This is a genomic window from Rhizobium sp. Rhizsp82 (genome assembly GCF_047325115.1).
GTDB lineage: Bacteria > Pseudomonadota > Alphaproteobacteria > Rhizobiales > Rhizobiaceae > Rhizobium.
This window is the reverse complement of record NZ_CP168571.1, coordinates 673,322-692,244: the sequence shown is the minus strand read 5'-3', so window position 1 is coordinate 692,244 and position 18,923 is coordinate 673,322. Positions and strand designations below refer to the sequence as shown.

Here is an 18,923-nt window from a genome sequence, read left to right as displayed (position 1 = left end):
CACCTGCGCAGACCACAAAACGCAACAAAGATCGGCGCGCACAAGGCCTCAGTGGTGGAACGGGAGTATATTCAATGTTACTCAAAATGCCGGAATTTCATTTTACCAACAAGCGCCGATATGCGGGCGCGACGGCGATTGCGGCCGCGCTTTTTGCGTCGGTTCTCGCCGCCCCCGCCGCAGGTTTTGCGCAGGATGCAGGCAAGCCCGTCGTGATTGCCCGCGACATGGACCTCAACTCGCTCGACCCCTCCAGGGCCTTCTGCGACACCTGTCAGATCTACCTGAGCTCGGTCTATGACCGCCTCGTCGATCTCTCGCCCGACAACAAGCTCGTGCCGTCGCTCGCCAAGGAGTGGAGCACGAGCGCCGACCAGAAGGTCATCACCTTCAAGCTCGATCCGGCCGCGAAATTTTCCGACGGTTCCGCCGTCGAGGCCAAGGACGTCAAGTGGACGCTCGAGCGCCTGAAGAACATGAAGGGCGGCATGGCCTACCTTCTCGACAACGTCACCTCGATCGAAGCCCCGGACGCCGCAACCGTCGTCGTGACGCTCTCGGCGGCAAACTCCGAATTCGTGGGATCGCTGACGGCCCCCTATGCCGGCATCATCAATTCCGATCTCGTCATGCAGCATGGCGGCGATGCTGGAGCCGATGCGAGCGCCAAGGACACCGCCGAACAGTGGCTGCTCGCCAATTCGGCAGGCGCCGGCCCCTACGTTCTGTCGAACTACAGCCCAGACCACGAACTGCGCCTGAAGCGCAACGAAAACTACTGGGCCAAGAAGCCTGCCGTCGGCGAATTCGTCTTCCTGCAGACCAAGGATGCCGTCAGCCAGACGCAGCTCCTCGAAAGCGGCAGTGCCGATATCGCCACGCAGGTCGACCCGACCACGGCGAAGAACATCACCAATCCTGATATCGTCGTCGATACCAAGCCGTCCTTCAACATGGTCTATATTGCCATCAGCCCCGGTGCCAAGAACCTGCCGCACCCGCTGAATGCCAAAATCCGCGAAGCGATTGCCAGCGCCATCGACTATGACGGCATCATCGACCTGACCGTCGACGGCAAGGGCAAGCGCCTGAGCTCACCGATCCCGACCGGCTTCCCCGGCAGCGGCACTGGCGAGGCGCCGAAATATGACGTCGAGAAGGCCAAGAAGCTGATGGCCGAAGAAGGCGTGACCGACGGCTTCACGCTCGACGCGACCTACCCGAACGTCAACCAGTACGGCGTCGACTACTCGCTGATGATGCAGAAGATCCAGCAGGATCTGGCCGAGATCAACATCAAGCTCGAGCTGAAGCCGGTCGAATTCTCGGTCTGGCGCGAGAAGATCAACAGCGACGGCATTCCGCTGACCGCCGTCTTCTTCGCCCCTGACTATTACGGCTCTTCGCAATACGCCCAGTATTTCGCGATGATGGACGGCACCGTCTGGTACAAGCGCGCCGGCGGCAAGGCCGACCCGGCACTTGCCAATCCGGAAACGCCGAAGATCCTGGCGGAAGCCCTGTCTGCCGGTGGCGACAAGAGCGCCGAACTGTTCGGCAAGCTCGGCGAGACCATGGCCACCGACCATGTGATCGTGCCGATCGTCGCTCCCGATGCGGTGCTGGTCTCCCGCAAGGGCGTCTCCGGCCTGCGCTTCTCGGCCTGCTGCAACATCGTCCTCTCGGACATCAAGGCCGACTAAGCAACGGCTGACCATCTGCTGCCGCTTTGCCGGAGGCTATCCGCCTCCGGCAACCAGAGCCGCTTGGCCCGGATCGAACCCTTCGCGGAAGCGCATGTTGCGCAGCCGATTGGGCAGGCGCGGCTGTAGCAGTAGAATGCCGCTTGCAGAGAAACGGTACCGCCGCCGCAGGCCCAACCCGCGGCGGACAGTAACAGGAAAGTTTCCGTCAGATGACCCGGTATGTTCTTCGAAGGCTGATCTCCATTCCCCTCTTGCTGCTCGGCGTGGCAACGGTCGCCTTCCTGCTGTCGCACTTCACCCAGGCAGACCCGCTCTCGGCTCTCGTCAGCGAGCGGCAGATGAACAATCCTGAAGTCGCCGCCGCCGCCAAGCAGCGATGGGGCCTCGACCGGAGCGTCCCCGAACAATATGCCGTCTACATCAAGAACCTCGTTTCCGGCGATCTCGGCATCTCGTTCCGCACGCGCCGCCCGGTACTGACGGATATCGCCGAGCGCCTGCCCGCGACGCTCGAGCTCGTCATCTTCGCCATGCTGTTCGGCACGCTGAGCGGTATCGCGCTCGGCGTCGTCGCCTCCCGGTTCCGCGACCGGCCGGCCGATTATCTGGCGCGCTTCTTCGCGCTGTTCGGCTCCACGGTTCCGGTCTTCTGGTCCGGCCTGCTCTTCCTCTATCTCTTCACCGTCAAGTTCGGCGTCATTCCCGGACCGGGACGCCTCGATGCCCGCGCCGTCGCACCGGAATTCGTCACGGGAATGTACACGATCGACGCGCTGATCGCCGGGCAGTTCGCCACCTTCTTCAATGCGCTGGAGCATCTCGTCCTGCCGGCCTTCGTGCTCGGCTGGTCGGTCACCGGCATCATCTCCCGCCTGGTGCGCGCCAGCATGCTCGATGCGCTCGGGCAGGACTACATTCTCGCGGCCCGGGCCAAGGGCGCTGGTGAGGCGCGCACGTTGCTGCGCCATGCGCTTCCCAACGCGATGATCCCGACGCTGACGATCATCGGCTATTCCTTCGCCTACCTGATCACCGGTGCGGTGCTGACCGAAGCGGTCTTCGCCTGGCCGGGCATCGGCTCCTATGCCGTCGATTCCGCCCGCACGCTCGACTACCCGGCGATCATCGGCGTCTCTCTCATCGGCGCATCAGCCTTCCTGCTGACGAACCTGGTCACCGACGTGGCCTATGCCTTTGCCAATCCTCGCCTGAAGTTGGGATGATCCGATGTCTCTGTCGATAAGCACCTCAACACAGCGGTTCTCGGTCATCACGACACGCCCGGTCCTCACAATCGGTCTGGCGATCGTCTTCTTCTGGGTCTTCGTCGCGCTGACGATCGATATCTGGAGCGTTTACGATCCGCTGAAGATCGTCGGCCGGAAACTGCTGGAACCCTCCCTTCAGCACTGGCTCGGCACCGACGCGCTCGGGCGTGACGTGCTGACGCGCACGCTCTACGGTGCGCGCTATTCGATCGCCATCTCTGTCGTCGTCGTGGTCTGTTCCGTGGCCATCGGCTCGGTACTCGGCGCCATTGCCGGCTTCTTCGGCGGCTGGGTCGACGGGTTGATCATGCGTCTCGTCGACGTGACGCTCGCGTTTCCGCCGGTTCTGCTCGCCATGGCCGTCGCAGCCTCGCTTGGCCCCGGGCTGCAGAATGCCGCGATCGCGGTGATCGCCGTGTGGTGGCCGGTCTATGCCCGGCTGATGCGCGGACAGGTGCTCGATGTCATCTCGCGCGACCATATCGAGGCGGCGCGCGCCGGTGGCGCCACATCCTTCCGGCTGCTCACCAAGCACATCCTGCCGCTGTCCTGGACGCCGACGATCATCAGCGCCACCATGGATTTTGGCCAGGTCGTGCTGCTCGCCGCATCGCTGAGCTTCATCGGCCTCGGCGCCCAGCCGCCGAGCCCCGAATGGGGGGCGATGATCTCCGATGGCGCGGCGCATTTCTATTCCTGGTGGGTCGCCTTCGGTCCCGGCATCGCGATCCTGTCGCTCGGCCTCGGTTTCAATTTCATCGGTGACGCCCTGCGCGACATCCTCGATCCCAGGGAGCACTGATCGATGGCCAACACCGAACCATTGCTTGAAGTCAACGATCTCAAGGTAACGCTGCGCAATGGCGTCGAGATCGTCCGCGGTGTCGATTTCGTCGCCGAAGCCGGCAAGGTCGTCGGCATCGTCGGCGAGTCTGGCTCCGGCAAATCGATCACCATGCGCGCCGTCATGGGCCTCGCCCCCGCGCAGTCGAAAGTCTCGGGCTCGATCAAGCTGCGCGGCGAGCAACTCATCGGCGCTCCCGAGCGCCGCATGCAACGGCTGCGCGGCAGCAAGATCGGCCTCGTCTTCCAGGATCCGATGACGGCGCTGAACCCCGTCATCACCGTTGGCAAGCTGATCGCCGAGGCGGTGCGCCTCCACAATCCCGGCATGTCGGCGTCGGCCTCCAGGCAGAAGGCGATCGAGCTCCTGACGCTCGTCTCCGTTCCGCAGCCGGAGGTGCGCGCCAATCAATATGTGCACGAGTTTTCAGGTGGCATGCGCCAGCGCGTGATGATCGCCATGGCGGTCGCCAACAATCCCGAAGTGCTGATCGCCGACGAACCGACGACGGCACTCGATGTCACCGTGCAGGCGCAGATCCTCGAAGTTCTCAAGGACCTGCAGAAGCAATTCTCGATGGGGCTGGTGCTGATCACCCACGATCTCGGCGTCGTTGCCGGTGCGGCCGACACCGTCATCGTCATGTATGCCGGCAAGGTGATGGAAAAGGGACCGGTTCGCGAGATCTTCTACAACTCGCGCCATCCCTATACGCGCGGGCTTCTCTCCTGTCTGCCGACCATCAGCGGCAAGGAAGGCGCGCTGCAGCCGATCCCAGGCAGCCCGCCGCTGCTCAGCACCCGTCCGCAGGGCTGTCCGTTCCATCCGCGCTGTTCCATGGCAAAGGACATCTGCCGGTCGCAGGAGCCGGCGCTCCGGCAGGCCGATGGCGTCATGAGCGCCTGCCATTTCGCCGCCGAGCTTGAGACCATCGCCTCCGAGCAACCGATCCCAAGCGTGAGGCACTCATGAAGCCTGCCAGCACACCAGAATCCGGCGCGCCCGAAACGGTCCTGACCGTTCGCGCTGTCACCAAGAACTTCCCGGTCAAGGGCGGCCTCTTCGGCTGGCAGTCCGTTCGCGAAGTCAAGGCCGTCGGCGGCGTCTCCTTCGATCTCCTGAAGGGCGAAACGCTCGGGCTCGTCGGCGAATCCGGCTGCGGGAAATCGACGCTCGGCCGTTGCCTGCTGAGGCTTGTCGAGCCCACTTCGGGCGAAGTCCGCTTCAAGGGCACCGACCTCTCGACGCTCTCGGCCGACGAGATGCGGCAGTTCCGCCGCCACCTGCAGATCGTCTTCCAGGACCCGCTCGCCTCGCTTCATCCCCGTATGCGCATCCGTGACATCATCGCCGAGCCGCTGCGCCTAATCGGCATGACCGGCAAGCCGGCACTGGAGCGGGCTGCCGAGTTGCTGGACCTTGTGCGCCTGGCGCCGGAGCACGGCGACCGTTTCCCGCATGAGCTTTCGGGCGGCCAGCGACAGCGCGTCGGGATCGCCCGTGCGCTCGCCCTTAACCCGGAAATCCTGGTGCTCGACGAACCGGTCTCGGCGCTCGACGTTTCGGTTCAGGCAGGCGTTCTCAACCTGCTCGACGAATTGCAGCAGAAGCTCGGCATTTCCTACGTGTTCATCGCCCACGATCTTGCGGTCGTGCGCCACGTCTCGGACCGCGTCGCCGTCATGTATCTCGGTCGGGTCGTCGAGATCGGCGAGGCCGCGAATATCTATGAGCGGCCGGCGCACCCCTATTCCAAGGCGCTGCTGTCAGCCGTGCCACTGCCCGATCCTGATATCGAACGCGAACGCCAGCGGATCACTTTGAAAGGCGATGTGCCGAGCCCGCTGAACGTTCCCTCCGGCTGCCCGTTCAGGACGCGGTGCTGGAAAGCGCAGGATGTCTGTGCGACGGCCGTTCCCGAACTCGCCGACATCGAACAGGGCCATCAGGTCGCCTGCCACTTCCCCGATATCGAAGCAGACAAGGCGGTAGCGTGATGGCTGCAGGAAAAAATACGCACCCGCTGCTCCTCGGCGTCATCGCCGACGATCTGACCGGCGGCCTCGAACTCGCCTCCATGCTGGTCGCACGCGGCATCCCCACGTCGCTCTCCATCGGCACTAACCGGCCGGCGAAGGTCGAGATGGCGCATATCATCGCGCTCAAGTCGCGGGTCATTCCGGTCGATCAGGCCGTCCAGTCGGCCATGAGCGCCCTGGATATCCTTCTCGATCACGGTGCCCGGCAGATATTCTTCAAATATTGCGCCACCTTTGACTCCACGCCGGCAGGCAATATCGGCCCCTGCGCCGAAGCGATCATGGAGCGGCTTGGGGTCGACAAGGCGCTCTTCGTTCCCGCCCTTTGCGAGACGCGCAGAACCGTCTTCCAGGGTCACATGTTCGGCGGCGCCGAGCTTCTCGGAGAATCCCCCAAGCGTTTCGACCCGCTGACGCCGATGACGGATTCGAACCTTGCCCGCGTCCTGCAGGCGCAGAGCCGCCGCTTCGTCGGGCTTGTCGATTACACGGTGGTCGACAAGGGACCGGAGGCGATCCGCGCCAGTATCCATGACCAGGCGGAACGGTCCGGGAAATCGCTGTTCATCGCCGATACGCTCTACGAGCATCATCTGGCCACACTCGCCCGCGCCGCCGCCGATATGCGCCTGCTGACCGGCAACTCCTCGGTCGCTGCGCATCTGCCTCCGGTCTGGCTGGAGCAGGGATTGGCGAGCGAGCCCTCGACAATCCGGCTTGGCGGTGTCGAGGGCCCGGGCGCGGTGCTCGTCGGCAGTGTGGCGCCGCAAAGCGCTGCTCAGCTGACGGAGTTCGCGCGCGACAATCCGGCCTGCACGCTCGATATCGCCCGCGCCTATACCGGCCATGACCTCGTCGCAGAAGCCCGCCAGTTTGCAGCCGCTGCGATCGCCGATGGACGCAGTTTCGCGATCAGCACCGCGCTGCCGCAGGAGCGCATCGACGCTTTGCAGGCCGAGCACGGCCGTCTCGAAATCGCCTCCCGGGCCGAGGAAATCCTCTCGGAGATCGCCAACGCGATTGTTCTGGACCTCGGCGTGCGCCGTCTTGTGGTCGCCGGCGGCGAGACATCGGGCGCCATCGTCAGGGCGCTCGGGATCAGCGACATGCAGCCCGGCCCCTATCGCGAGCCCGGGTTCTCCCGGGCCGTCGCCACCCAACCCTTCCCGATCGCGCTGATGCTGAAATCCGGCAAGCTCGGCAGCCTCGACCTCTTCGCTTCGGCGCTGGACGATATGCGCCGCCCAATCGTCGAGGAACCCATTCTAACCCGCTGGCCCCCGAAAGGCTGACCCATGACTGAAACGTCCGAACACCTTCGCCAGTCGCTCGTCGACGCATCGAGAGAAGCAGAAGCGCTTCGCCTGAATGCAGGCACCTCCGGCAATATAAGCGTCAGGACGGATAAGGGCATGCTGATCACGCCGACGGGCGTTCCCTCGAAGTCGCTACGCACCGACATGATCGTCGAGATGGATCTCGACGGCGCCTGGTCCGGCGAAATGACGCCCTCGAGCGAATGGGCGCTGCATGCCGCGATCTACAAGGCCCGCCCGGAAGTTCAGGCGATCGTCCATGCGCATCCGGATAATTGCGTCGCGCTTTCCTGCGCCCGCGAGCCGCTTCCGGCGTTTCACTACATGATCGCCGGCTTCGGCGGCGACGATATCCGCTGCTCGAAATATGCGGCCTTCGGCTCGCCGGAGCTCGCCGGCGTCACGGTCGAGGCGATCGAGGGACGGACGGCCTGCCTGCTTGCCAACCACGGCATGGTCGCCGTCGGCGCAACGGTCGCGGAGGCCTTCGGGCGCACGGTGAAGCTGGAGACGCTGGCGCGCCAGTACATCCTCTGCCGCTCCTTCTCGCAGCCGGTGGTGCTGACGCCGGACGATCTCGTGGAGGTCAAGGAACGCTACAAGACCTACGGCCGCCAACCCGTGCGCGCCTCGTGACCTGCCTATTCACCAACACCCGCCCGCCAGAACTCAATCACGTCATCAAAGCGATCCGCGCCCCCGGCGCCATGACAATGCAGGGAGAATGAAATGGAGCATAGCTTGAACAACAGCCGCGACAGCGAGCTGCTTGCGCGCGCAAGCAAGGTCGTCCCGAACGGGATGTGGGGCCATATGGCAACCCGCGCGATCGGCCCCGGCTATCCGCAGTTCTTCTCGAAATCCGACGGCTGCCGCGTCTGGGACGCGGAAGGCAACGAGTATATCGATTTCATGTGCGCCTGGGGTCCGAACCTCCTCGGCTACAAGAACGCTGAGGTCGATGCGGCCGCGCTCGCCGAAATCGCCAATGGCGACATCAATAACGGCCCAACGGAAAAGATGGTCGAGCTCGCCGAGCTCTTCGTCGATACGATCGATTACGCCGACTGGGCGCTCTTCCAGAAGAACGGCACCGACGCCACGACCACCTGCGTCACGGTCGCCCGTGCCACGACCGGCAAGCGCAAGATCCTGGTCGCACGCGGCTCCTATCACGGAGCGGTGCCGTGGTGCTCGCCCTCGGTCGTCGGCGTCACCACCGAAGACCGCGCCCACGTCATTCTCTTCGATTACAATGATGCCGCGAGCCTGGACGAGGCCGTCGCCGCAGCCGGAGACGATCTCGCCGCCATCCTGCTCACCGCCTTCCGCCACGACCTGAACCGCGATCAGGAAATGCCTGATCCGGCCTTCCTCAGGCATGCGCGCAGCATCTGCGACAAGACGGGTGCCGCCCTCATCCTCGACGACGTCCGCGCCGGCTTCCGCCTCGATGTCAGGGGCAGCTGGGCCAAGCACGGCGTCAAGCCGGATCTCGGCGCCTATTCGAAGGCGATCGCCAACGGCTGGCCGCTCGCCGCCGTCGCCGGAAGCCGCCGCATGCTGGACGGCGCCTCGAAGATCTTCACGACGGGTTCCTTCTGGTATGGCTCCGCCTCGATGGCGGCCAGCATCAAGACCATCGGCATCCTGAAGGAAACCGACGCGCTTGCTCATATCGAAGCGATGGGCGCCCGTTTCCGCGACGGCTTTGCCTCTATCGCCAAGGGGCACGGCTTCGTTCTGCACCAGACCGGCCCCGTCCAGATGCCGATGCTGCGCTTCCAGGACGACCCGGACCTGCAGATCGCCAACGCCTTCTGCGCTGCCGCGCTCCGCTATGGCATCTACCTGCATCCGAAGCACAACATGTTCCTTTGCAGCGCCCACCAGGCCGATGACATCGACCAGGCGCTCGAAGCCGCGGACAAGGCGATGAAGGATATTGCCCACCTGCGCGGGGCATGACGGAATCGAAACGGAGCTTGCGGCGGTTGGCGCCGCAAGCTCCGCTGAAATAGGCAGCGTTTAGCTAGACCGCTTGCGCTTGAGATAGGCGCCCTGGCCGAGCGTGCCGGTCGAGGATGGGCCGTCGACGATCGTCTTGCCGCGCAGCAGCACCCGGACCGGCCAGCCGCGGACATCGAGACCATCATAGGGCGTATAGTCTGCCCCATGGTGCAGAATATCGTTGGCTATTGTCACCTGCTTCTGCGGATCCCAGAGCGCGATATCGGCGTCGGAGCCGATCGCGATCGTGCCCTTCTGCGGATAGAGGCCATATTGCCTCGCATGATTCGTCGATGACAGGGCGACGAAGCGGTTGATGTCGATGCGGCCCTTGCTGACGCCTTCGGAAAACAGGATGGGGAGCCGCGTTTCGACGCCCGGGATGCCGTTCGGGATCCAGCGGAAATGACGTTTGCCTTTCTCGTTCAGCTTGCCGCTGTCATCGTCATAGCGGAAAGGGCAGTGGTCGGAGGAAAAGAGCTCGAACGTGCCGTTCTGCAGCCCTTCCCAGCAGGCCTCCTGGCTTTCCTTGTCGCGCGGCGGCGGCGAGCAGACGAATTTCGCGCCTTCGAGTTCGGCGGCATCGAGATCATCGGCAGTCAGAAGCAGATATTGCGGGCAGGTCTCGCCCGCCACCTTGCTGCCCCGCTTGCGGGCACGCTCGATCTCCTCCATCGCCTGCCGGTTCGAGACATGGACGATAACGATCGGCGTTCCGACGATTTCGGCGAGCGACAGGGCACGATGCGTCGCCTCGCGCTCCGCGGCGGCCGGCCGGCTCAGTGCGTGGAATTTCGGAGCCAGCTCGCCATTCTGCTCGTGCTTGCCGATGAGATAGCGGATCGCATCCTCATTCTCGCAATGGACCATTACGAGGGCACCGGATTGCCTGGCACTATCGAGCGTATCGAGGATCTGGTCGTCCCGCAGGCGGAGGTTTTCATAGGTCATGAAAACCTTGAGCGAGGTATAGCCATCCTCGACGAGCGCCGGCAGCTCCTGGCCGAGCACGTAGGATGTCGGGTCGGTCACAACCAGATGAAACGACACGTCGATATAGCACTCGCCCTCGGCCTTCGCATGATAGGCCTTCAGCGATTCACGCAGGGTCGTGCCCTTCTCCTGCATGCAGAAGGTCAGAACCGTGGTGTTGCCGCCGAAGGCTGCCGAGAGCGTTCCGCTTGCGAAGTCATCGGCCATGACGATGCCGTCGCCTGATGGCTGGGCGAGATGGACATGGCTGTCGATCCCGCCCGGCATCACATAGAAGCCTGAGGCATCGATGATTTCGTCCGCGCCATCAAGAGAGGCTGCAAGTGCCACAATCTTCCCATCGCGAATGCCGACATCGCTTTGAAACGTATCGCTGGCAGTAACGACGGTGCCGTTCTTGATGATCGTGTCGAAATGCATTCAGGCAGCGCCCCGCTTCTGATCGGCGAGGATCTCGTCGAGGGCGGCAATCAGCCGGTCGACCTCACCGATGGTGTTGTAGTGAACCATGGAAACGCGCACGGCGCCGTTATATTGCGGCAGGCCGACATGATCGCCGAGGCGGCGCGCATGAAAATCGCCGAAGCGGATGGCGATCTTGTAGGCATCCATCGCCTTGCAGATATCTTCCGAATTCCGGCCTTCGAAAACAAAGCTGATCGTCGGAATGCGCCGGCCGTTGCGGTTGGCGGTCTCGCCAATGATGCGGCAGTCGTTGCGGCTGCGCAGATAGGACAGCAGACGTTCGGTCAGCGCGTTCTCCTGCACGGTGATCGCTTCGAAGGCGGCGAGAATCAATTCGCGCGGCGAGCCCTTCGAACCCGCTTTCGTGCCGAGTTCGCAGAGATAGTCGACAATGCCGGTCACCGCATAGGCAAGCTCATAGTTCGGATTGCCCGGCTCCAGCTTGCCCGGCACTTTGTCGCGCCCATAGAAGAAGTGATAAAGCGGATCGAGCTCCAGCAGATGCTCGTATTTACCGTACATCATCGCGTAATGCGGGCCGTAGGTCTTGTAGAAGCTGAACACGTAGTAATCGACATCCATGGCCTGAACGTCGACGGCGCGGTGCGGCGCATAGGCGACGGCATCGACGCAGATGCGGGCGCCATGGGCATGCACGATCTCGGCGATCTCGGCGATCGGGTTGATGGCGCCGAGAATGTTCGACACATGGGTAACGCAGACGAGCTTGGTCTTGTCGCTCAGAAGCGGTTTCAGGTCGGCGACATCGAGCTCGTAAGTCGTGGTATCGAGCGGCCAGAACTTGATGACGACGCCCATGTCGCGCAGCCCGTCCCAGGGGCCGATATTCGACTCATGATCGGAAATCGTCACGATGATCTCGTCGCCGGCCGAAAGCTGGCTGCGCATCGCGCGGGCAAGGTTCTGAAGCAGCACCGTGGTCGAGCTGCCGAAGACGATCTCTTCCGGCCGCGCGGCATTGACAAGATGGGTCGCCGCGATGCGGCTGTCCATCAACGCCTTGGCCGCCTGCTGCGAAACATCGTAGCTGCCGCCGATCTGGACGTTCTTGTCGTAGAGGAACGTGTTGATCCGCTCGACGGCACGCTTGAGGATCTGCGAGCCGCCGGCATTGTCGAAAAACACCCAGCCGTGATCCAGTCCGGGGAATTGGCTCCGGACGAAATCTATGTCGAGTTGCTGCTGCGTTTCCATTGGGTCCTCCGGAACCTTGTCTTTTCTTGTCAGTGATTGAGAACGGCGCGCAGGAAGCTTCGCGTGCGTTCCTCGCGCGGATTGTCGAAAATCTCGGCCGGCGTACCGGCCTCGACGATGCGGCCGCCATCCATGAAGATCACGCGGTCGGCGACCTGCCGGGCAAAGCCCATCTCGTGGGTGACGACGATCATGGTGACGCCGGTACCGGCAAGCTTGCGCATGACATCAAGCACTTCGCCGACCATTTCCGGGTCGAGCGCCGATGTCGGCTCGTCGAAGAGCAGTACGCGCGGCTCCATGGCAAGCGCCCGGGCAATCGCCACGCGCTGCTGCTGGCCGCCGGACAGCTGTTCGGGATATTTGTCGGCCTGTTCGGTGATGCCGACGCGGGCAAGCAGGTCCCTTGCCTTGCGCGCCGCCTCCTCGGGTGGCGTACCGCGCACGCGCATCGGCGCGATCATGATGTTCTTCAGGACGCTCAGATGCGGGAAGAGGTTGAACGACTGGAAGACCATGCCGACCTCGGCCCGCACCCGAGCAAGGTTGCGGCCGCGCTCGACCTTGATGCCGTCGACTTCGATGCGGCTTTCGCTGGAGAAGCTTTCCAGGTGATTGATGCAGCGGATCAGGGTGGATTTGCCCGAGCCCGATGGGCCGATGACGCAGACCACCTCGCCTTCGGCAATCGACAGGTCGATGCCGTGCAGCACCTGGAAATCGCCGTAGGATTTGTCGAGCTTCTGGATGTTGACGATGGTTTTCATCTGCGCCTCCCCGCACTGAAGCGTTTTTCGAGCCGGGCGACGATGATGACCATCGGCCAGAGGAAGGCGATGTAGATGACCGCGGCGCCGATCAGCGGCGAAGGATTGGCCGTCAGCGCCTGGGCCTGGGTTGCCTGCTTGAGAAGATCGGGCATCGCCACCACGGAAGCGAGCGCCGTATCCTTCATGACGTTGATGCAGTTGTTGGTGAGCGGCGGAATGACGATCTTGACCGCCTGCGGCAGGATGATCTCTGCCATCATGTGCCGGTAGGAAAGGCCGAGCGCCTCCGATGCCTCGAACTGGCCGCGCGGAATGGCCTCGATGCCGGCGCGGAAAATCTCGGCCGTGTAAGCCGTCGAGACCAGCGTCAGCGCGCTGACCGCCGAGACGAAAGGCGAAAGCCGGATACCGACGAACGGCAGGGCATAGTAGATGACGATCAACAGAACGAGCAGCGGGATCGAGCGGAAGATATCGATATAGATCTTGGCAAGCGCCTGGATCACCGGATGCCCGTAAAGCCGCAGCAACGCTAGGATCAGACCGCCGATGAGGCCGCCGACAATGCTGACGAGACCAAGCTCGAGCGTAATCCACAGGCCGGAGAGCAACAGCGGAAAGGAACGCTCCAGCACCGCCAGATTGAAGAAGGTTGTGAAAATATCCATTGAAAAACCGATCAGCCGTTTCGGGGCGGATGACGGGCGAACCCGTCATCCGTATCCTTGACCATCCGGCCTTATTTTGCGGCAGGCATGTCTTCGACCTTCACGGTCGAGGTCGAGTCTTCGGCCTTGGCGCCGAACCAGGTTTCATGCAGCTTGGCGATGAAGCCCTCGCCCTTCAGCGTCGTGATCACGTCGTTGACCTGTTTGGCAAGCGGGTCGCCCTTGTTGAACATGATCGAATACTTTTCGCCGGTCGGAATGCGCTCGACGACTTTGATCTCCGGCTTGTCCTTGACGTAATACTGGAGCGCCGGGATATCGCTGATATAGCCGTCGATACGGCCGGCGGCGAGATCGAGCATCGCCGGCTGCAGTCCTTCGAAGCGACGGATTTCGCCGAGGCTGTATTTGGCGGTATTGTTGGTCGCCCACATGTCTCCGGTCGAGCCGGTATCGACGCCGACGACCTTGCCGCTCATGCCCTTCAGGTCCTTGATGCCGCTCGCGGCCATGACCGTCAGCGACTGGTCGCTGTCATAATAGGGCTGGGCGAAGCTGACCGATTCCAGGCGCTTCTCGGTGATGGTGATCGAGGAGACCGCCATGTTGATGCGGCCCGACTGAACGGCCGAGAACAGACCGTTGAACGGAATGTTGACGAACTCGACGGACTTGTTGAGGCGCTTGGCGACCTCGGTGACGAGATCGACCTCGAAGCCGACAGTCTTGCCGGTCTCGTCCTGAAACTCCCACGGGACGTTACCGATATTGGCGCCGACCGAGAGATCGGCGGCATGGGCGGCGGCTCCGGCGAACGCCAGGACGCCGGAGAGCATGACAGTCTTCAAAATCGAAAAACGACGCATTTAGGTTCCCCTTGTTTTGTATTGCGCATTTTTGCTATTGGTCTAACCGGTCTGACCAGTCAGGCCAAATCAAGCACGCTCTCTTGTCATTTGCAAGCGACTGATGGATTTAAATGCTGGGACAATCCGGGTGGCCTCACCCGACACGCCGAGAGAATGGAAAGAATGCTCAACAGGACATTGGTACCGCAATCGGCGGCACGCCTGATACAGGACATGATCCAGAGTGGAGAGCTCGCCGCCGGCGAGAAGATCCCCTCCCAGCGCGAGTTTTCCACAAAGCTCGGCATCAGCCGTGCATCGCTGCGCGAGGCGCTGCTGACGCTTGAAACGCTCGGCCTTATCAAGACGGAAGCCGGCCGGGGAACCTTCGTCGCCGAGCGTGGCGGCGCCGCAAACAGCGGCATGGCGCCCTGGCGCTACTCCGACAGCTACTCGGTCTTCGATGTCTTCCAGACCCGCATTATGCTCGAAGGCAATATCGCGGCGTTGGCCGCTGGGCGCCTGACCGGCAACCAACTGCAGGCAATGGAAGCGGCGACTAAGCAGATGGAGGATTGCTGGGCGAAGCAGGATCTGCTCGCCAATGTCGAGGCCGATCTCGAATTCCACGCCATCATCGCATCGGCCTGCAGCAACGCCATGATGCGCGCGCTCTACCAGGTGGTCCGCGAACAACTGACGGAGACGCAGCGCCAGCCGATTCCGATCACCGAGCCCGCCCGCATGAAGGCCTCGATCGCCGAACACCGGCGGATCATTGCGGCCCTGCGCGACAACGATGCTGTGCGCGCCCGCCAGGAAATGGAAAACCACGTGCTCAACACTGCACGCTGCGCCGGTCTCAATCCGTAAAGCGCGCGGATACGGTTGTCTCCGCCGGGATTTCTCACTAGCATCCGGCGCGACCTCGGCTGCCGGTCGTCGGCGGCCGACATTTCCTGTTATCTGACAACGGCATACGAGCATGTCCCTCCCGCAAAACATCGGCTTTATCGGAACAGGCGCCATCACCGACGCGATGGTGCGCGGTCTTCTGATCGAGCCTGCCGCCGCGGTGCAAGCCGTAGTGTCCTCTCGCAGCACGGCGATTTCCGCCAAACTTGCCGCCGATTTTCCGGCTGTCCGTGTCAGCGATGACAATCAGGATATCGTCGATAGCTGCGATGCTGTCGTGCTTGCCATCCGCCCACAGGTCGCCGAGGAAGTCGTGCGCCCGCTTCGCTTCCGGGACGGCCAGACGGTCATCAGCGTTATCGCCGCGACAGGGCGCGACGCGCTTCTGGACTGGATCGGCGCCGATGTACGCTTGACGCAGGCGATCCCCCTGCCCTTCGTCGCCAGGCGCAGCGGCGTCACCGCCGTCCACCCGCCGGATCCGCGGACGGCCGCGATCTTCAACCTGATGGGAAATGCCGTCGAATGCGAGACCAAGCAGGAATATGATCTGCTTGCCGCAGCAAGTGCGCTGATGGCGACCTATTTCGGTATCATGCAGCAGACGACGGAATGGCTGGAGACCAAGGGACTGCAAGCCGAAAAAGGCCGCGCCTATCTCGCGCCACTCTTTGCGGGCTTGTCTGAAACGGCTGTACTTGCCGGAAGCCACGTCGACTTTCAGGAGATGAGCCGTGAATTCGCAACCGCAGGCGGGCTGAACGAGCAGGTCCTGCGCGACTTCAAGGACAAGGGCGGAGCCGCGGCGCTGACGCAGGCGCTCGATCGCGTGCTCGGCCGTATCACCGGCTGATATCCCCGGACCCTCTACGCAATTCAAGGAGCCAAGATGTTTCCCGAACCCGGCAAGAAGTTTGCGGCATTCCTGTTCGATATGGACGGCACGATCCTGAGCTCGACGGCGGCCGCCGAGCGCGTCTGGGGCGCATGGGCGGAGCGGCATGGGCTCGATCCGGTAAAGTTTCTTCCGACGATGCACGGAAAGCGCGGCGTCGACACCATCCGGCAGCTCGGCCTGCCGGGTGTTGATCCCGAGGCGGAAGCCGAAAAAATCACGCAGGCCGAGATCGAGGATGTTGAGGGCGTCGTCGCAATCCCCGGTGCCGCCGATTTTCTCGCCGCGCTGCCTCCGGAGCGCTGGGCGATCGTGACCTCATCGACCAAGGCGCTGGCTCTGCGCCGCCTCGCCGCTGCGGGCCTCACCGTCCCGCGCTATATGGTGACCAGCGAGGATGTTTCGGTCGGCAAGCCCAATCCGCAGGGCTATATTCTCGGCGCGGAGAAACTCGGCGTCGCCGCGTCGCAATGCCTGGTTTTCGAGGATGTCGAAGCCGGCGTTCAGGCGGGTTCCGCAGCCGGCGCATCCGTCATGGTGATCACGGCGGCCGGCCACGATCTGCACCTCCCTGATTATCCGTCGATCAATGACTATATGTCCGTCGAACCTTCGATAGACGGCGACGGCCTGATATCGATCGTCCAAAGGAATGACTGCCCCCGGCGGCGGCCTGCGCTATAGTCCGTGCCGATAAATCAAGAGGATAGCGAGAATGAGCGACAAGAATCCAGCCGACAATTTTCCCGCCGGATACCAGGTTCCCAAGGTCTGGACGTGGGAAAAGGGCAATGGCGGCCAGTTTGCCAATATCAACCGGCCGATCGCCGGTCCTACCCATGACAAAGAGCTTCCGGTCGGCAAGCATCCGCTGCAGCTCTATTCGCTGGCAACGCCGAACGGCGTCAAGGTCACCATCATGCTCGAAGAGCTGCTGGCGGCCGGCCACAAGGGCGCAGAGTATGACGCCTGGCTGATCAAGATCGGTGACGGCGACCAGTTCGGCTCCGGCTTTGTCGAGGTCAATCCGAACTCCAAGATCCCGGCGCTTCTCGACCGCTCGACGGCGGAACCGACCCGCGTCTTCGAAAGCGGCTCGATCCTGCTCTATCTCGCCCGCAAGTTCGGCGCCTTCCTGCCGCAGGAACACAAGGCCCATACCGAGACAATGAACTGGCTCTTCTGGCAGATGGCCTCGGCGCCCTATCTCGGCGGCGGCTTCGGCCATTTCTATGCCTATGCGCCGATCCACATTCAGTATGCGATCGACCGCTTCTCGATGGAGGTCAAGCGCCAGCTCGACGTGCTCGACCGGCATCTCGGCACCCACCGCTACATGTCGGGCGATGAATACTCGATCGCCGATATCGCCATCTGGCCGTGGTATGGCAACCTTGCCCAGGGCAAGGCCTATGGCGAAGCCGGCACCTTCCTCGAAGTCGAAAGCTACAAGAACGTGCAGCGCTGGACGGCCGAGATCGCTGCCCGCCCCGCCGTGAAGCGCGGCCGTATGGTCAACCGCGTCTTCGGAGAGCCTTCAGAGCAGCTTCGCGAGCGCCACGACGCCTCCGACTTCGAGACCAAGACCGCCGACAAGATCTCGTCCTGACGAATAGAAGACATAACCGGCCGGAGAGGAACGTGGCAGACGCCACAGCCTCTCCGGCCGGCATCAAACCGGGTACTATTGCGGCTCGAGCCGCTCCATCTGCGGGCGCATGATGGCGCGGAAGATATCCGGATCGGCAAAAGCGCGAGCCGACAGCAAGGCGCCGTGAACCGCCGCCATCAGAATTTGCGCCTCTTCTTCCGGCGACCCCTTGAGGCGGAACGCCCCCTTGTCGACACCGGACTGCAGCACCGAAGCCAGCCATTCCGAGAGGTTTGCGAAATGCCGGCGGACCTGCGCCGCGACTTCGTCGGGCAGCATCTGCATCTCGCTCGCCAGCATGGCGCAGACGCAGAAGGGCTGAGCACCATCCGTCACGCATTGCTGCCAGTAATCGAGATAGGCGCCGATCTGCGCTGCGGGATCGTCTACATGCGTTTTGATCGACTGCAGTCCGTCGCGGGCGCGGCCGACATAGCGCTCGACGAGCACCGAGACCAGATGCGCCTTGGTCGGGAAATGGTGGTGGATGCTCGCCCTGCGGATGCCTATGGCATCTGAAATATCGCCGTAGCTGAAGCCGTTATAGCCGCCTGCCACGATCAGTTTCTGTGCGTGATCGAGTATCGCGTCTGCTGTCGTCATCTGGTTCATCCCGATTATCTACCTGCTAGTAGGACGACCAGTCAACGCTGCCATCACCCACCTGCCGAAACGATCTGTTGACATCCATAATTAGCCTACCTATTAGTAGGAAGACATCAACATAAGGATTTCATCATGCAAGTTCAATCGTCGGCGCAGTCGAGCTGGCTGCGGTCCTATTATTACGCCCGTGCGGCTTTCTCGGTTGTCTGGGTGGGTGCAGCGATCCTGGCGGCAGGCCAGCCGTCCATCGCCGCCTTGCTGCTCGTCATCTATCCGGCCTGGGATGCACTCGCCAATCTGATCGATGCCCGCGCCAATGGCGGCCTGGCGGCAAATAGGTCGCAGAGCCTGAACGTCGCGACCAGCACGATCATGACCATCGTCGTCATCGTCGCTGTCATGAAGGACAGCTACGCGGTCCTCGCCGTCTTCGGCGTTTGGGCGATCCTGTCGGGCCTGCTGCAGCTTTATACGGGTGTCCGCCGCTGGCGTTCCTACGGCGCCCAGTGGGCGATGATCCTCAGCGGCGCCCAATCGGCGCTCGCGGGGGGATTCATGATCGGCAAGTCGCTGGGCTCCATGCCGCCATCGATCCTCGACATCGCCCCCTACGCCGCCTTCGGCGCCTTCTACTTCCTCGTCTCGGCCATCTGGCTCACCGTTTCCGCCTACCGGCAGAAGGCAAGCGCTTGAGGCTGATAATGGTGCCGGCTG

Annotated in this window: 19 protein-coding genes; 13 read left to right on the top strand and 6 right to left on the bottom strand. The window is 62.8% G+C overall.

The window, feature by feature from the left end:
• The first annotated feature begins 74 nt into the window (after positions 1-74).
• From ACEN84_RS27435 to ACEN84_RS27400, 8 genes are all read left to right on the top strand, one after another.
• Positions 75-1,703 (top strand): ABC transporter substrate-binding protein, encoded by a 1,629-nt coding sequence (locus tag ACEN84_RS27435; protein ID WP_413712385.1) that lies wholly within the window; start codon positions 75-77, stop codon positions 1,701-1,703.
• Between the two features lie 212 nt (positions 1,704-1,915).
• A complete protein-coding gene (locus ACEN84_RS27430) occupies positions 1,916-2,929 on the top strand; it encodes an ABC transporter permease (protein WP_413712384.1) in 1,014 nt (337 codons plus the stop codon).
• Between the two features lie 4 nt (positions 2,930-2,933).
• On the top strand, positions 2,934-3,776 hold the full coding sequence (locus ACEN84_RS27425) for an ABC transporter permease (RefSeq protein WP_112711112.1): 843 nt from the start codon (positions 2,934-2,936) through the stop codon (positions 3,774-3,776).
• Between the two features lie 3 nt (positions 3,777-3,779).
• Positions 3,780-4,790 (top strand): ABC transporter ATP-binding protein, encoded by a 1,011-nt coding sequence (locus tag ACEN84_RS27420; protein ID WP_413712383.1) that lies wholly within the window; start codon positions 3,780-3,782, stop codon positions 4,788-4,790.
• A complete protein-coding gene (locus ACEN84_RS27415; RefSeq protein WP_413712382.1) occupies positions 4,787-5,815 on the top strand; it encodes an ABC transporter ATP-binding protein in 1,029 nt (342 codons plus the stop codon). The genes ACEN84_RS27420 and ACEN84_RS27415 overlap by 4 nt, the downstream gene beginning before the upstream one ends.
• Positions 5,815-7,149, top strand: a complete 1,335-nt coding sequence (gene otnK, locus ACEN84_RS27410) for a 3-oxo-tetronate kinase (protein WP_413712381.1) — start codon at positions 5,815-5,817, stop codon at positions 7,147-7,149. Before ACEN84_RS27415 ends, otnK begins: the two co-directional genes overlap by 1 nt.
• 3 nt (positions 7,150-7,152) lie before the next feature.
• Positions 7,153-7,809: a class II aldolase/adducin family protein gene (locus ACEN84_RS27405; RefSeq protein ID WP_413712380.1), complete on the top strand. Its 657-nt coding sequence runs from the start codon at positions 7,153-7,155 to the stop codon at positions 7,807-7,809.
• Between the two features lie 93 nt (positions 7,810-7,902).
• Complete coding sequence (locus ACEN84_RS27400; RefSeq protein WP_112711117.1) at positions 7,903-9,141, top strand: aminotransferase class III-fold pyridoxal phosphate-dependent enzyme; 1,239 nt, start codon at positions 7,903-7,905, stop codon at positions 9,139-9,141.
• A 60-nt stretch (positions 9,142-9,201) separates the two neighbouring features.
• Here ACEN84_RS27400 and hydA read toward each other — a convergent pair whose 3' ends face one another.
• From hydA to ACEN84_RS27375, 5 genes are all read right to left on the bottom strand, one after another.
• On the bottom strand, positions 9,202-10,596 hold the full coding sequence (gene hydA, locus ACEN84_RS27395) for a dihydropyrimidinase (RefSeq protein WP_413712379.1): 1,395 nt from the start codon (positions 10,594-10,596) through the stop codon (positions 9,202-9,204).
• On the bottom strand, positions 10,597-11,856 hold the full coding sequence (locus tag ACEN84_RS27390; protein ID WP_413712378.1) for a cysteine desulfurase-like protein: 1,260 nt from the start codon (positions 11,854-11,856) through the stop codon (positions 10,597-10,599).
• A 29-nt stretch (positions 11,857-11,885) separates the two neighbouring features.
• Positions 11,886-12,623: an amino acid ABC transporter ATP-binding protein gene (locus tag ACEN84_RS27385; RefSeq protein ID WP_112711120.1), complete on the bottom strand. Its 738-nt coding sequence runs from the start codon at positions 12,621-12,623 to the stop codon at positions 11,886-11,888.
• Complete coding sequence (locus ACEN84_RS27380) at positions 12,620-13,294, bottom strand: amino acid ABC transporter permease (protein ID WP_112711121.1); 675 nt, start codon at positions 13,292-13,294, stop codon at positions 12,620-12,622. The genes ACEN84_RS27385 and ACEN84_RS27380 overlap by 4 nt, the downstream gene beginning before the upstream one ends.
• Positions 13,295-13,365: 71 nt before the next feature.
• Complete coding sequence (locus tag ACEN84_RS27375; protein ID WP_413712377.1) at positions 13,366-14,160, bottom strand: transporter substrate-binding domain-containing protein; 795 nt, start codon at positions 14,158-14,160, stop codon at positions 13,366-13,368.
• Between the two features lie 165 nt (positions 14,161-14,325).
• On the opposite strand from ACEN84_RS27375, the gene ACEN84_RS27370 reads away from it, so the two are divergent.
• From ACEN84_RS27370 to yghU, 4 genes are all read left to right on the top strand, one after another.
• On the top strand, positions 14,326-15,015 hold the full coding sequence (locus tag ACEN84_RS27370) for a FadR/GntR family transcriptional regulator (RefSeq protein WP_112711123.1): 690 nt from the start codon (positions 14,326-14,328) through the stop codon (positions 15,013-15,015).
• Positions 15,016-15,127: 112 nt separating this feature from the next.
• Positions 15,128-15,910 (top strand): pyrroline-5-carboxylate reductase, encoded by a 783-nt coding sequence (locus tag ACEN84_RS27365; RefSeq protein WP_413712376.1) that lies wholly within the window; start codon positions 15,128-15,130, stop codon positions 15,908-15,910.
• Between the two features lie 36 nt (positions 15,911-15,946).
• Complete coding sequence (locus ACEN84_RS27360) at positions 15,947-16,636, top strand: HAD-IA family hydrolase (RefSeq protein WP_413712375.1); 690 nt, start codon at positions 15,947-15,949, stop codon at positions 16,634-16,636.
• A 31-nt stretch (positions 16,637-16,667) separates the two neighbouring features.
• Positions 16,668-17,561, top strand: coding sequence for a glutathione-dependent disulfide-bond oxidoreductase (gene yghU, locus ACEN84_RS27355; protein WP_112711126.1), 894 nt, complete (start codon positions 16,668-16,670; stop codon positions 17,559-17,561).
• Positions 17,562-17,636: 75 nt separating this feature from the next.
• On the opposite strand, the gene ACEN84_RS27350 is transcribed toward yghU, so the two are convergent.
• Complete coding sequence (locus ACEN84_RS27350) at positions 17,637-18,215, bottom strand: TetR/AcrR family transcriptional regulator (RefSeq protein ID WP_413712374.1); 579 nt, start codon at positions 18,213-18,215, stop codon at positions 17,637-17,639.
• A gap of 126 nt (positions 18,216-18,341) precedes the next feature.
• Between ACEN84_RS27350 and ACEN84_RS27345 the strand changes: the two genes are divergently transcribed.
• Positions 18,342-18,902 carry a DUF308 domain-containing protein gene (locus ACEN84_RS27345; protein ID WP_413712373.1) on the top strand — a complete coding sequence of 187 codons (561 nt, stop codon included), beginning with the start codon at positions 18,342-18,344 and terminating at the stop codon, positions 18,900-18,902.
• Positions 18,903-18,923 lie beyond the last annotated feature (21 nt).